The sequence below is a fragment of the Synechococcus sp. BIOS-U3-1 genome (genome assembly GCF_014279975.1).
Lineage (GTDB): Bacteria > Cyanobacteriota > Cyanobacteriia > PCC-6307 > Cyanobiaceae > Synechococcus_C.
Genome location: NZ_CP047936.1, coordinates 1,632,205 through 1,644,524, shown reverse-complemented (window position 1 = coordinate 1,644,524; position 12,320 = coordinate 1,632,205). Strand labels below are relative to the sequence as shown.

General features: G+C 53.8%; 20 protein-coding genes. 10 read left to right on the top strand and 10 right to left on the bottom strand.

What is annotated here, in order from left to right; all coding sequences use genetic code 11:
• Positions 1–118 precede the first annotated feature (118 nt).
• Together SynBIOSU31_RS08835 and SynBIOSU31_RS08830 are read right to left on the bottom strand one after the other, a co-directional pair.
• Complete coding sequence (locus tag SynBIOSU31_RS08835) at positions 119–2,083, bottom strand: DNA polymerase (RefSeq protein WP_186489269.1); 1,965 nt, start codon at positions 2,081–2,083, stop codon at positions 119–121.
• Positions 2,084–2,152: 69 nt separating this feature from the next.
• Positions 2,153–2,290: a hypothetical protein gene (locus tag SynBIOSU31_RS08830; protein WP_186489267.1), complete on the bottom strand. Its 138-nt coding sequence runs from the start codon at positions 2,288–2,290 to the stop codon at positions 2,153–2,155.
• 345 nt (positions 2,291–2,635) lie between these two features.
• On the opposite strand from SynBIOSU31_RS08830, the gene SynBIOSU31_RS08825 reads away from it, so the two are divergent.
• Positions 2,636–2,848 carry a hypothetical protein gene (locus SynBIOSU31_RS08825; protein WP_186489265.1) on the top strand — a complete coding sequence of 71 codons (213 nt, stop codon included), beginning with the start codon at positions 2,636–2,638 and terminating at the stop codon, positions 2,846–2,848.
• Positions 2,849–2,863: 15 nt separating this feature from the next.
• Positions 2,864–3,043: a hypothetical protein gene (locus SynBIOSU31_RS08820; protein ID WP_186489263.1), complete on the top strand. Its 180-nt coding sequence runs from the start codon at positions 2,864–2,866 to the stop codon at positions 3,041–3,043.
• Positions 3,044–3,066: 23 nt separating this feature from the next.
• Here SynBIOSU31_RS08820 and SynBIOSU31_RS08815 read toward each other — a convergent pair whose 3' ends face one another.
• Positions 3,067–3,237: a hypothetical protein gene (locus SynBIOSU31_RS08815; protein ID WP_186489261.1), complete on the bottom strand. Its 171-nt coding sequence runs from the start codon at positions 3,235–3,237 to the stop codon at positions 3,067–3,069.
• Between the two features lie 158 nt (positions 3,238–3,395).
• Between SynBIOSU31_RS08815 and SynBIOSU31_RS14785 the strand changes: the two genes are divergently transcribed.
• Positions 3,396–3,527 (top strand): hypothetical protein, encoded by a 132-nt coding sequence (locus SynBIOSU31_RS14785; protein WP_255477171.1) that lies wholly within the window; start codon positions 3,396–3,398, stop codon positions 3,525–3,527.
• A gap of 84 nt (positions 3,528–3,611) precedes the next feature.
• On the opposite strand, the gene SynBIOSU31_RS08810 is transcribed toward SynBIOSU31_RS14785, so the two are convergent.
• Positions 3,612–4,196 carry a ferritin gene (locus tag SynBIOSU31_RS08810; protein WP_186489259.1) on the bottom strand — a complete coding sequence of 195 codons (585 nt, stop codon included), beginning with the start codon at positions 4,194–4,196 and terminating at the stop codon, positions 3,612–3,614.
• 296 nt (positions 4,197–4,492) lie between these two features.
• On the opposite strand from SynBIOSU31_RS08810, the gene SynBIOSU31_RS08805 reads away from it, so the two are divergent.
• Genes SynBIOSU31_RS08805 through SynBIOSU31_RS08795 form a run of 3 tightly spaced genes read left to right on the top strand, consistent with a single transcriptional unit; the run spans position 4,493 to position 5,750 of the window.
• Positions 4,493–4,648, top strand: coding sequence for a hypothetical protein (locus SynBIOSU31_RS08805; protein ID WP_186489258.1), 156 nt, complete (start codon positions 4,493–4,495; stop codon positions 4,646–4,648).
• 12 nt (positions 4,649–4,660) lie between these two features.
• On the top strand, positions 4,661–4,915 hold the full coding sequence (locus SynBIOSU31_RS08800) for a TIGR03643 family protein (RefSeq protein ID WP_186489257.1): 255 nt from the start codon (positions 4,661–4,663) through the stop codon (positions 4,913–4,915).
• A gap of 1 nt (position 4,916) precedes the next feature.
• A complete protein-coding gene (locus SynBIOSU31_RS08795; protein WP_186489256.1) occupies positions 4,917–5,750 on the top strand; it encodes an SDR family NAD(P)-dependent oxidoreductase in 834 nt (277 codons plus the stop codon).
• A gap of 137 nt (positions 5,751–5,887) precedes the next feature.
• Here the strand turns inward: SynBIOSU31_RS08795 and SynBIOSU31_RS08790 are convergent, their stop codons facing one another.
• Entirely contained in the window at positions 5,888–6,739 is an 852-nt protein-coding gene (locus SynBIOSU31_RS08790) for an NAD-dependent epimerase/dehydratase family protein (protein ID WP_186489255.1), read from the bottom strand.
• Between the two features lie 143 nt (positions 6,740–6,882).
• On the opposite strand from SynBIOSU31_RS08790, the gene SynBIOSU31_RS08785 reads away from it, so the two are divergent.
• Together SynBIOSU31_RS08785 and SynBIOSU31_RS08780 are read left to right on the top strand one after the other, a co-directional pair.
• Positions 6,883–7,056 carry a hypothetical protein gene (locus SynBIOSU31_RS08785; protein WP_186489254.1) on the top strand — a complete coding sequence of 58 codons (174 nt, stop codon included), beginning with the start codon at positions 6,883–6,885 and terminating at the stop codon, positions 7,054–7,056.
• Positions 7,053–7,400 (top strand): hypothetical protein, encoded by a 348-nt coding sequence (locus SynBIOSU31_RS08780; RefSeq protein ID WP_186489253.1) that lies wholly within the window; start codon positions 7,053–7,055, stop codon positions 7,398–7,400. The genes SynBIOSU31_RS08785 and SynBIOSU31_RS08780 overlap by 4 nt, the downstream gene beginning before the upstream one ends.
• A 20-nt stretch (positions 7,401–7,420) precedes the next feature.
• Here SynBIOSU31_RS08780 and SynBIOSU31_RS08775 read toward each other — a convergent pair whose 3' ends face one another.
• Positions 7,421–7,825: a YccF domain-containing protein gene (locus SynBIOSU31_RS08775; RefSeq protein WP_186489251.1), complete on the bottom strand. Its 405-nt coding sequence runs from the start codon at positions 7,823–7,825 to the stop codon at positions 7,421–7,423.
• Positions 7,826–8,175: 350 nt separating this feature from the next.
• On the opposite strand from SynBIOSU31_RS08775, the gene SynBIOSU31_RS08770 reads away from it, so the two are divergent.
• The gene (locus SynBIOSU31_RS08770; protein WP_370593615.1) at positions 8,176–8,481 is read left to right on the top strand and encodes a Nif11-like leader peptide family natural product precursor; all 306 of its coding nucleotides are present in this window, start codon (positions 8,176–8,178) and stop codon (positions 8,479–8,481) included.
• 747 nt (positions 8,482–9,228) lie between these two features.
• On the opposite strand, the gene SynBIOSU31_RS08765 is transcribed toward SynBIOSU31_RS08770, so the two are convergent.
• From SynBIOSU31_RS08765 to SynBIOSU31_RS08750, 4 genes are read right to left on the bottom strand one after another with little or no spacing between them, the layout of a single operon-like run.
• On the bottom strand, positions 9,229–9,405 hold the full coding sequence (locus tag SynBIOSU31_RS08765) for a hypothetical protein (protein ID WP_186489250.1): 177 nt from the start codon (positions 9,403–9,405) through the stop codon (positions 9,229–9,231).
• A gap of 4 nt (positions 9,406–9,409) precedes the next feature.
• Positions 9,410–9,838 carry a hypothetical protein gene (locus SynBIOSU31_RS08760; RefSeq protein ID WP_186489248.1) on the bottom strand — a complete coding sequence of 143 codons (429 nt, stop codon included), beginning with the start codon at positions 9,836–9,838 and terminating at the stop codon, positions 9,410–9,412.
• Positions 9,828–10,289: a hypothetical protein gene (locus tag SynBIOSU31_RS08755; protein ID WP_186489246.1), complete on the bottom strand. Its 462-nt coding sequence runs from the start codon at positions 10,287–10,289 to the stop codon at positions 9,828–9,830. Before SynBIOSU31_RS08755 ends, SynBIOSU31_RS08760 begins: the two co-directional genes overlap by 11 nt.
• A gap of 5 nt (positions 10,290–10,294) precedes the next feature.
• A complete protein-coding gene (locus SynBIOSU31_RS08750; RefSeq protein WP_186489245.1) occupies positions 10,295–10,864 on the bottom strand; it encodes a hypothetical protein in 570 nt (189 codons plus the stop codon).
• A gap of 972 nt (positions 10,865–11,836) precedes the next feature.
• On the opposite strand from SynBIOSU31_RS08750, the gene SynBIOSU31_RS08745 reads away from it, so the two are divergent.
• Entirely contained in the window at positions 11,837–12,076 is a 240-nt protein-coding gene (locus SynBIOSU31_RS08745) for a Nif11-like leader peptide family natural product precursor (RefSeq protein WP_186489243.1), read from the top strand.
• Positions 12,077–12,320: the final 244 nt, after the last annotated feature.

Below are 12,320 nucleotides of genomic sequence, written 5' to 3'. Positions count from 1 at the left end.
GAATTCGTCTCGCTCTGAAGCTTTCGTGGATCTCATCTGTTGCGGCCGTAGCAGATGAACTCGCAGTAACCTATCTGAGGCTTGTAAGGAATTGGCTGCGTTGATGCACGCGACCTTCTCAGTGAGCCTCTCCCCAGCTCTCTGCAATGTTGCAATCCGCCTCTAGGGGAATGTCACCCAGGTACTGCTTCTGAAGCTTTTTGGAGGTCATCGAGGCTAAGGCGACCGCCTTGACCTCCTCCACTTGATCACGTGGAACCTCGAGAAGAATTTCATCGTGAATCAGTCCAACGATGTGAACACCTGCGAAGCCATCCAGCGCAGGCCAAAGGTCACCGAGGGCTGCGGCGAGTAGGTCACGACCAGATCCCTGAACAGGGAAATTGATTCCATTGGTTCGTCCCAGCGGTTGCATTGGTCTGATGCCGTCCGTGCCGACCCTGTTGCCTCGGAGTGTCATCCGTCGACCGGCAATGCTGCGTACTTCGGTGATGCTTTTTTGGGAGAACTTCTCCATCTCCCGACTCATCTGCGGGTGCAGGCGATGCCAGGCGTCGTAAACCTTGTGGGCTTCCGTCTCCGTGACCTGCTTACCGCGAGCGCGGGAGAGCAGTTTGCGAACACCGGACAGCCCGCAGCCGTAGGCCAGGGCGAAATTGGCTCGTTTCCCGATCGTTGAGCGCTCTGGATCTGCTTTGGTGATTTCGCGTCCGCAGGCCTGACTGGCGATGTAGGCATGCGGGTCGATCCCCTCCAGCAGGATCTTGCGCTGACCATCGTCGTTGTACAGCTCTGGACTCGCTTGAAGCCGGATCTCAATCGATGACCAGTCGAGGTCCATCAGCACGCTGTCGGGGTTGCCCGTGCCAAGTGCTTTTTTTCGATCGCCGGTGATGCCCTGGAAATTGAACCCACATTGCCCGAGCTTTACGGCCTTGGGTTCGCCTTGCCTTAGGCCTGTCTTGAATCGCTCGGTGTCGGAGGGAACGTGACTGCTGGTTTCGCGGATCAGGGCACTAGTGCTCATTCGGCCGGTGCTAGCACCAATAATTCGGTAGTGGGGACGGACACGGCCATCGGTGAGCCTGGCTTCCTCGAGCAGCCAATTCACCTCTTTCAGTTCCTGATCCAATGCTTTCAGCTGAAGCAGTCGCTCGATCACAGGATCGGGAAGAAAAGTCTTCAGAGTTCTGTCTTTGGTGTTTTCAACTGGCTCGCCCAGGTGAAGACTCAGGGCATCCTGCAGCTTGTCCGGGCTTCTGTAATTTTCGATCCCAAGTGTCTTGTGCACATCAATAGCCAATCGTTCCCGTTCGCGGAGACCTTGTGTCTTGGATTGGAGTGCTGCTTCAACATCCACCGCCAGCCCTCGCACTTGACCATCGGCGCAGGCGCTGATCATCGAGCAATCAAGCCGGTGCACGACGACCTGTTGCGTGGCCACAAGCTGCTGATGCAGCACACGACCCAGAGGCAGCACGATCTCGGCATCCAGAGCCGCGTAGCGCAGCTGGCTGGCGCTGAGGGCATGCCCCCAATCGCTGCTCTGTTCACTCTTGTCGAGCTCCCGCTTCAGGTAGTGCGCAGAGGCGGCGGCCAGGCTGTTGCTTGGCAAGTCGCCGATGATCTGGCTGGCCAGCATCGTGTCCCACCACTGGCAGAGTGGTCTGATGCCAGCGGCGATCAGAAAGGTGGCTTCAAACAGGAGGTTGTGGCCCACCAACCTGCGCGCAGGGTTGCGCGCGATCCTGCGGAGCCAGTCAATGGCGGGTTGGCCGATCACCGCCACATCGATCACCAGCGTGCTGTTGCTTTCAGCCGTCGTCAGCTGAGCCAGACGGATCTCGCCACCGAGAGATGGGCTGAGGCTGGCCTTATGCCGCCAGAGATCAGTGCGGCGATTGAACGTTTCCAGATCAAACCCAATGGACAGTGCCATCGAATCGGGTTGGGGTAGATCAACCGCCTTGCTGATGTAATCGACCCCGCGGGGAGCCTCTCCGACGAAAGGCACTGGAACAGCCGGCTGGATGGCGTCAGCCCCAGGGAATAGCAGTTGCTGATCGAACAACGGCTTCGACATGCTCCAGGCAGTCTCGGCTGTTTTAGGCGGTTCCGGAGTGCCTGAACATGGTGGATCTAGTGATCAGGCTCAGTTCTTGACCGGGCAGGCGCAGGCGTCCATCTGCAGCTCGCGGGTCACGGCTGCGATGCCATCCATGTCGCGGAAGGCGCGATACATGGCCAGCTGCTTGTTCAGGTCCTGGCAACGGCTGCTGTTGGCTTTCATGGGTCCAACTCCACGGTGTAGATATCGTCATGCTGGCCAGAGCAAATGCACTCGTCGGTGACAACGGCTACGAATCCCCGATCGATCTGTTGGACAGTTGTGATGCGGATGCGTCAGATGAAAAAGCCTTCGAATCTGATCCCGTCTCACCAGCCAGGACATCCTCAATTAACTCGGTTTCTGCCGTTCGCCGGCCTCCACTACGGTTGGCTTATCAAGCCCTGGACCTGACCGCGTGTTCGGACCAGGACGGGTATCACCGTCACGATCGTGTGAAGGAGTGGCGATGGTTGGGAAGGAAAGTCCAACGTCTCACTTCGGTGAGGCTTTTGCCGCATCTGCACCATGACCAACCATCGCTTGTCGGTTGAGCAGAAGTTCAGCCTCGAAGCTGCGTTTCGTGAAATCGATTCCTGTGAGGACATCGAGCAACTGCGCCAGCTCACCAAACAGATCATTACGGCTCAGGAAAACGAGAAGGCCTTTGCTCGAGAAGCGATTGTGCAGATCAGGCGCGAGTTTGAGGCCAGTGCCGCTCGACGTTTTGGATTTGCATAAGCCAGGAGCTAATCGATGCCACTCGTTCAAACCGCGAACCGTTATCTAGTTCGCTATCGCGATCTCAGTGGAGCAACTCTCGAGAGTTGCTTTTATGCCTCCGATGCAATGGAAGCTAGAGATTTTGCTCGAGAATTTACAGCTGAACTCAGGCAGCGCCCGAATTTGATCAGTGCGATTCTCAAAATCGCTTGATCACAGGCTCTGCAGCAACCCGATCAGTTTGAGTTCTGCTGTTGAAGGTTCTGTATTTCCTGATTCAGCTGCGCATTGAGCTTCTCGAGGTGACAGACCTCGTGCTCAAGCGCTTGTAGGTATTTGGCGATTGCAGGGTCCGTACCGCGTAAGTTTTTGCGCGCCTGTTTTTGCAGGTCTTTGTCAACGTTCATCAACCAGTGGTGGTTGTCGAGAACCCTAGAGAATATGGCTGTTGAGAGAGCACTGTTGAGACGGCGCTGTTGGGAAGCCGCTGTTGAGAGTGATGTTGCGCTGAGGGTTGTTGAATCAAGTCAGGGTTGGTTTAGATGGAACCTCTTGTCAGTTAAATGTGACCTTCGGGAGATTTCTGGCGTTGTTCGCCTTGGCCTTCATTGCCGCTGTCTGGCTGCAGTGGTCATGGATGTATTGGCTGCTCGCTGCCGCAGCGCTCTGGGCGCTGTTCAAGCTGGTGCGATCTTGATGGGTACATCAGCAGTTGTCTGCAGCTGATAGCTGATCAAAAAAGCCCCGCCATCAGCGGGGCTTTTGATTTGCGGTTGTTGGATCAGCCTTCGAGCTTGGCGGGCTTGGCGTCACCTTCCCTGAGCTCGGCGTCGATGATCATGACGGCGGCTGGGTTGTTTGCTGCGAACTTGACGCGTCCGAGCAGGTAAGCGGCTTCGTGCTCAGAGAGGCGCTGATCATCAACGATGGGATCAAGGAAGACGGAGGTGCGCCTGTCGAGATCCTGCTCAGCGGTGCTATAGAGCTGGAGTACTGAGGCGGTTACATCAGCTTCCAAGCGGAAGACATTGGCCATCACCTGTTCGACATCAGGCCATTGCTGACGAGGTGGTTCAACGGTGTCGAGAACAGGCCTCTGACCTCTAGAGATCAGGTAATCGGCGAACTTGGCGGCATGCTGCTCTTCCTGCTTGGCTTCATCGCGTAGATGCTCGGCAAAGCCGACGAGTTCGCGTTCAGCAAACCAGATGGCAGCAGCGAAATAGGCGGCTGCGGACTGACGCTCAAGGTTGAGATGAGCTTGCATGAGATCCAGCATGTCGCCGGACATGGGTTCGGCCATGGCACGGCCTGCAGGACCGACGGGAACGGCAATGGTGGCTTGAGCGGTAACTGAATTTGTCATGTCGAACCTCTTGGAGGGATGAGACAGTTCTACATCACAAAAGAGCGAAAGATAAGGGTAAAAACCGAACATTAAGGGATCAAAATATGCTTTTGAGAATCACATTCAAGAGCCGTAAATATGCATTTGAGAATCACAGTCAGGAGTGTAAATATGCTGATGAGAATCAGTTTCGTTTGCGTGGTCTTACCGCTCGGCGTCGGCCGCTCGGCCGCGTCTGCGGTTAATGTTGCGCAATGTAAAGGGCTTTGGCTTCGCTGCCCTTGCTTTGTCGCCTTCGTTTTACTGCCGTATCCATGACCTACCCCTTCGGCGCCGCCAGAACCGAGCTGGAGAAATCCTTTGCTCTTCCGTCTGCGCCGCCGAGTTCTGAGTTTGAGTCGAGCTCCGATGTTCGCCAACTCAGTGAGTCCGACCTTGCGGTGGCTCTGTTTGAGCATCCCGACCACTGATTCGTTTGTTGAATGGACTGCGGCGTTCCTGACCAACTCACCTCTCGGGACATCGATCGCGTGATCGAAATGGCCTGGGAAGATCGCACCACGTTCGAAGCCATTGAATTCCAGTTCGGTCTGTCTGAAGCAGCAGTGATCTCACTGATGCGTTCCGAGCTCAAATCCGGCTCTTTTCGTGCCTGGCGGAAGCGAGTGAGCGGTCGACGGACCAAGCACGGCAGCACCAATCCTTCCAATCGTTTCCGTGCGGCTTGCCACAAGTGAAATGACAGCGTTTCAATCTCACGCCAGGCGCAGCGTTCTAATCACTGGAGCCTCCAGTGGCATCGGCTTGGCCACGGCTCACCGATTGCTCGATCGTGGCTGGCGGGTTTTCGCTGCCGCCCGCCGGCTTGAGGCGATGGAACCTTTACGCAGTCGAGGTGCTGAGCTGCTATCGCTTGATCTCGCTGACCAAGACTCCTGTCATCAGCTCGCCGATGCAGTCAGCTGTGAAGTTGGAGCACTGGATGCCCTGGTCAATAACGCCGGCTATGCGGACACGGGTCCGGTGGAGACCATGTCCATCGAGTGCGCCCGGGCGATGTTTGAAGTGAATGTTTTTGGATTGATCGGACTCACCCAGATGCTGTTGCCACCTATGCGGGAACGACGTCGTGGCCGCATCGTGAATCTTTCATCCATCGCCGGCCGTTTTGTGACTCCAGGAGCCGGCTGGTACGGCGCTAGTAAGCATGCGCTCGAGGGCATCAGTGATGCTTTGCGTCTGGAGCTACAGGGTTTTGGCGTGCAGGTGGTGTTGGTAGAGCCGGGGTTGATCCGTACCGGCTTCGAAGCGGTGAGTGAGGTCTCATTGCGGCAGCAATCGACCGATCCGGTGTGGGGGCCAATGATGCGTCGTGTCGCAGCTAGCTGGGCGGATGGCTTTCGTCGCGGCTCCTCTCCAGAGCTGGTGGCTCGCACCATCGCCTCGGCTCTGGAGACAGCGAGACCCAAACCCCGCTACCGCTGCGGCAAGGACTCTGAAGCACTCGTGCTGCAACGGTTGATCCCCACTGAGTTGTGGGATGCATTGGTGCGTCAACGCATGATTGGTTAGCGACAATCAGGCTCCTCAACGTCAGCCACTGACGCATGATTGCCCGATCAAGGGGATCCTTGAAAGGCAACCCCTTTATCAGGGAAACATTTTTGAAGAATTGCAGGATTGATAGTCGTCTGCGCGTGGAGACACATTCACACGACGGCTGGCTCAAGCATCGACGGTGACATCAGCTTGAAGCCGGCGTCCTTGATTTTCTGGTTTGACACACGAGCATTCATGCTGCGTTCGTTCTCCCCACTGGAGTAACTCCAAAGCACCGGAGGCAGTCCATCCTGATCGCAGATCAGGGTGGAGAGTTCCCGTCGGCTGAGCTGCATGTCATCAACCAAGTTGTAGATGCCTATCAGCTTTTGATCGGATGCGAACTGCACGCCTCTGGCGATGTCGACAAGGCCGCTCCAGGCATTGATGGCATTGCCATTCTTCGGCACCTGCTGGCCGGCAGCCTCGCGGATCATGCCCACCATGTCGCGACCGGGTCCATAGATTCCGCCCAGCCTGAGTACGCAGATGGAGGTATCTGGGCGGTCAATATCGAGCATCAGCTCTTCGGCTGTCGCCAGCATGCTGTTGACCTGGGAGTCCGAATCCAGGGCTGAGTATTCCCAAACCTCCTCTCCCTGCCGGTCTCCATACACGCTGACGCTGCTGATATACGTGATGTGCAGTGGCTGTGTGCTTGGTCGGCGCCGCAATGCGCCAACCAGGTTGCGCATGCCGCGGGCGAACACATCGCTATAGCCATCGTTTTGCCTGGTGGGGGCCACGCTGATCAGCAGGCTCTGCAGGTCGGCAAGAAAAGAAAGATCTAAATCTGGGTCAGTGATGTCGAGCTGTCGTACGTCATCCATCAGTCCTCGTAATTCGCGCACGTTCTCGACTGAGCGGGTGGTTGCGGTGATGGGCAAGCCTGCCCTCTTCATGCGCATGGCCACAGCGGTGCCGACGTATCCACTGCCGATTACTCCGTATCCGTGAGCCATGTTTGCTGTTCGTGTCAACTCCTTTTAACGGATCTTGACCTGTCACTGTTGCGGTGACGCCGACCGTTTGGTCGTGCTGCTTGTGGAGGCTTGCGGATGGTGCCGCATCCATGATTGGCTGCGGTGATTGCGATGTGCAGTGAATGGACGATGAGAACCAGATGCAGCTGGAGCGCCTGCGTACCGTTTTGGAGGTGGCAAGGCGCAACGGTAATCAGCTGTTCATCGACAACATTGAGCGTGAAATCGCAGCCCTAGAACGCGGTGATTGCTCCCCCATCGTGGAGGAGTACCTCACTGAGGAAGAACGATCTTGAGCCACTGCAGTGCCGCATCAGCTTTGCAAGGAGCGCTGAGCAGAAGCGTGACTTTGCTGGTGTTGTTCACGCATCCCTGCTGGGCCGGTCTCGATAGCTACACCGAGCTTGATCGGGTCAATGGCTGGTTGATTGAGCGCAAGCAGGGGGGCGATGGTGCCTTGAGCTGTCGGGCGTATCTGCCTTCAGGCGCATCTTGGTTCAGCGGCAACATTCATCTCGATGCTGGCGGTGAGCTTGTTGTGCCGGATGGGCGCAGCTTTGACGGAGAGCCACAAGTGCTTAAGTCGGTGCGGGAGGCTCTGGACCGTTGCGGCCGTGATTTCCTCTACCTGCCCTTCTAATGACTGTTCATCGGGAGCGATTAAATCTTGTGGACCGGTACAACGGTCATTCCCACGGGCGCCAGGGCGATTAGGGCCAGTTTCATGTGCTGAATCCCGAAGGGGATACCCACGATGGTCACGAAGCAGGCCAGGGCGGAAGTTAAATGACCGACTGCCAGCCACCATCCCGCCACCAGAAACCAGAGCACGTTGCCGATCAACCCGATCGATCCGGTGCCCAGATCATCGCGGCCGCGTAAGTCCCTGCGGTTCACGGCTTCCTGCCCAAAGGGCCAAAGCGAAAATCTCCCGATCACGAAACAGGAACGAGCCCAGGGCAGTCCCACCACCGTGATTGCACAGATCAATCCGGCCAGCCACCAGCCCAGGGCCATCATCAATCCGCCGAGCACTACCCAAAGGATATTAAGGAGAGCAGTCATAGGCTTACCTGAATCGTAGGTGACCCCCTCTCAGAACGCAAGGGAATTACGGGCATTCTCCCGTGGTTTTGTGGGACTTGGTTTCAGAACTGGACGATGTGCCACTGATCGGAGCAGGGCGTAGTTGTGCAGATGTGAACCATGTTGCCCTCAGGTCACAGCCACTCTTCATGGTTAATGAGGCACTGCTGCATGTTGAACGTGTGTCCCGTACAAGCAGCCCACCAGCTCAGGTCCCACCAGCTCCGCAGGACGGCAGAAAAAAGATTTGGGTAAGGCAGGGAAAACATTGCCGATGAGCTGGGTGCTTCTTGCAGTAGCTAAATCCACTCAAAGCATGACAATTCAATATGCGATGGTCAATATCGACTGAGACCCCCCTAACTACAATGTCCCCAGAATCACTCAAGGCATTTATTGGAAAAGTTACAGGCGACAAGACTCTTCAGGACAAGCTGAAAGGCGCCAAGACTGCACAAGCTGTGGTTGACCTTGCAAAGGAACATGGCCATGAAGTGTCCAGTGACCACATCAATCAGCTGAATCTAAAACTCAGAAAATCAGATGTGAGCGAACTCAATGCAGAGGAACTGGAAGCAATTTCAGGCGGAAGCGGCCCTACCGTATGCATGCAGGGTTGTTCCTGGGGTCCCTGACAGACCAGAACCTGTTGATCATGAACTTCTGGCTCAATAGCGATTAGGTCGTTCGCGAATTTGTCTTGGCCTCTGCATACCAGTAAGCAGTCGAGGATCCATTCCTCTTCGATTGCTTGGATGTGCCAGCCCACTGATTGTCACAGGGGAAAACAGTGACAGGTGGAGAAGAGACATAGAAGACGCTGAGGAGTACAAGCGTACTATCTATAGCCAGCATGGTTGGATGTACTTAGATACACCTGTACTATTGCTGATGATATGAGTAGATATCCCTACTGATCCCCACCGATCAGGCGTGCATTAGATCAGTGGACTAATGACTCTGCAGTTCAGTACTGACTATCACTGCATGAATCGTAGGTGAGCGACACCTTGATGGTGTGAAGCAGCCTTCAATGAATCAAAACTCACTCTGTTGAATTGAAATCGGACCCCGGAATCTCCACAGCCAGGGCTGGTGGCTGGATAGGCCGAGGAGCATTCATCAGGATTTGCCACCCCCCAAGGGGGTAGCTGGCCGCCGCCCCTAAGGGGATACCCTTCAGAGATTTTTATCATTTTACTCCGAAGGTTTGTCCACTAGAAAAGATCAATTAGGCCCTGAGAGGTCTCGCAGGCAGTCCCTGAGCATGCTGTAAAGCACTTCAGCACGTCTGGTATCTCCCTGATCTCTCGCCTGCTGCAGGGCCTCAGAGACGTCTTTGATGAATTGCCTTTGAAATTGAACACGAAACTCCTCAGGAGTCATCGTTTCTGAGCAGATTTAGCCTCAGCTTGGGCCTTCAAAGTCTTCTTTCGAAGCTCTAAACGCCGTTTCTCTGCTGCTTTTGCCTTAGCGAGAGCAGCTTTAGAAGCTTTCTTCTTAGTTTTAGCCTTAGGTTTAGTAAGTTTAGCCTTGGTTTTTGTTGATTTAGTAGCCATAAGTTTACTTTTTCCTGCGATTAAGCATCTTGATCTGTCGTTCTGTTAGCTCTTTAATGCCTTGAGGGTCAGGTGTGAAGTTCTTTGGAGGCTTACTCCACCCCGAATACTCCCAACCTTCCTTGTTTTTGATGGTTTTCACCTCAGGTTTGTTGTTAGTAGGGGTATCAAAGTCGCCTAAATTACTAACATTAATGTTCTGAGGATAGGGCTGGAGGCCACCACGAGCTAAAGGAGGGGCTCTGAGTTCCTCAGGGGGATTCTCATGAGCTCTTTCTTTACTCGGTTCAACTGTATAAGTCTGATTAAAGGAGCCAGGTCTAAAGCCTCTCTCCTTCGCATCTGCCTTATTGGCCTCAAGTAGAGCATCACGCTCTTCACATGACTCACGACTCTTCTTAGCCCAGTCAATGTTCTTGATTTCAGCGTCCATCTTTAGCCTCACTGTTAATCTTCTTTGTGATCTTCCTATGTGCCCTCTCAAGGAACGCAACACGGGCAGTCAGTGCATCTAGCTCAGCAACCAATGCAAGCCCGTGAAGACGCTTCTGGGTCTCGATACGGACCCTCTCAGCTTCGACACGTTCGGCTTCTAGACGAGCACACTCAGCATCATATTTGACGTTATTTGCATCCATGTTTGGACGCGACACGAGTGCAGCACCTTCCTCGCGACCTTGCGATGGTCGGATCTGATGGCCGTAGCCAGAGATCGGAATGTGAGCCTTAGGTGTTGTTACATAGGAGCCATCACTGTTGAGGCTTGATTCCCGAGGCTTTCCATCTGCTCCTAATACTCCAGAGATTGGATCAGCACCATTCTTCATGGCCTCAATCATCTCCTGAGAAAAAGAGATGCCACCAACTTCGACGTTATTAGACATAGTTATCAACCCAGGTTAAGTGTAATTTGACCGCTACGAGCAGCGCTAAGTAATGCTTGAGCTAGGGCAGGATCTCCCATAGCAAGCAGAACTGCTTGGTCTTGCCGCATTGTTCCGTTGGCAAGTTGAGCATTTATGTGTTGTATTTTTGAACTTATTTCAGAACCGAAGCTCTCCTCAAGATCGCCAATGATGCCGGGATCTAATACTTGAACGTCTTCTGAACTGCTGACCCAGCTTGGGTTCTCAGCGACATTCTTCATGAATTGGAATGACTGAGCTACATATTCGTCAGAACCTTCGCTCAGGGCCTTGTTCAGTACGCCACTCACGCCATCGCTAAACACATCGGCTGCGTTCTGGAGGATGGCATCACAACGCTCATCACCTAGCTCACTGCGGATGGCCTGGCCGGGGTCTTCTCTTTGCAGATCAACTTGATCGCTGTAGTCAGGATTTAACCCCTTGGCCTCTGCCTGGGTCAAAACCTCGGCAAGGTGCTGGGTCTCTGCGATTAGTTGAGCTTGGCGGCGAGGGTCATTGGTTCGCCCTAGCTCTGCCTGTTTGGAGAGCAAGAGGCTCTCGGCTTGGCTGACTTCAGAATCCGTGGTCCCACGAGCAACCGATTCGTCTGATGTGAAATTCCCGGTTTCACGCATGGCAGCGCGACGGGCAAGATTCTGAGCAGCTTGTGCTTGGCGTGAGGCTTGGGCCTCGGGTGACCCCAGTGGACTTGACTCGCCACTGAAACCTGCATCTGCTCCACCATCAGCCCCTGCTGGGCCTGGAGCTCCTCCGAATGAATCGGACATATTAGTAATAGTTAGTGAAATAAATCACCCTCCAGCGGGTGTAGCTGGGGTCTCAGTCTTTAAGGCGACTGGCCTCCTAGGTTTTTAGGAATGAAAACGGGGAAGATTCGATCTTCAGCTCGCGCTATAACCCGATCCGTTGCGTCTTACGAATAAGAAGCTAAGTACACAAATACCGTTAGAAAAGAAACTGTTCTAAAAAGAAATCGAAGAGATGTCGTCAGAACATCTCTCCAGATCATCCACACACACCGTAAAGAGAGAGGAGAGAAACCTATTAAGAAAACTCTCCTCTGTCATCACCGCATTAGCCATTAAAGACTAACCGGACTTGCGTCCGGTATCCACACCGTGGAGCACCACTTCCACGGATTTGACAGCAGTTTAATGTCATACTGAGGACAATGATTGATAGTGGAATTACACCACTAATGGAGCACCGTTAAAACTCCACGCTTAGCTCAACCGAATAGCTCAGGTATCTCCGTGGAGGCCGAGCTTTCTCCTTGATCTGTTCTGTTAATAGAGCCCTCGCTCTATCTCCATAGCGGAGGATCGCTATTCCAGGGGGCTTACAAAGGCCTCCGGGCTCCTCATTACCAATTAGGATTTACATCCCACTTCTCTCCTTTCGGAGACGGTAGCTGGCACCAAATATCAAGGAGCAGGAGTAGGAGCTAGTCCCAAGACACTGCGGCAGACTGTTGCTATAAATACTCAACAGACCTGATACCCATGTCCCTAGAACAACTCAAGGCATTCCTAGAGAAGGTCAAAGGCGACACCAGCCTTCAAGACAAGCTAAAAGCAGCTAAGTCACCTGAAGATGTTGTAGGCATTGCTAAAGAACATGGTCATGAATTCACCGCTGATAAGTTCAACCAGCTCAGTGAAGAGGAGATAGAAGGAGTGGCTGGAGGGACAGGAACATGTGAAAACATGAGTTTAAGAGTTTCGAAGGAATTGTGTTGTTGATTTTGGCGTTGATCTATTGACTCACATCAGAAACCTGAAGTCCTGCAATTGCAAGGGCTTTTATTGCTTCAATCTCGCCAATAATCCCACGAATCAGCCTTCAATACCTGGCACCTAGATATTTAAGGAGTAGGGGGAGCAGGAGATTTAGGAGCAAGTCCGTAGACACGTCCTTTATCTGCTCTTGCTTGAAGTCGATCAGCAAACACCAGTCGACTTGTTTTAGGTAAGAAGGTGGTGTTCA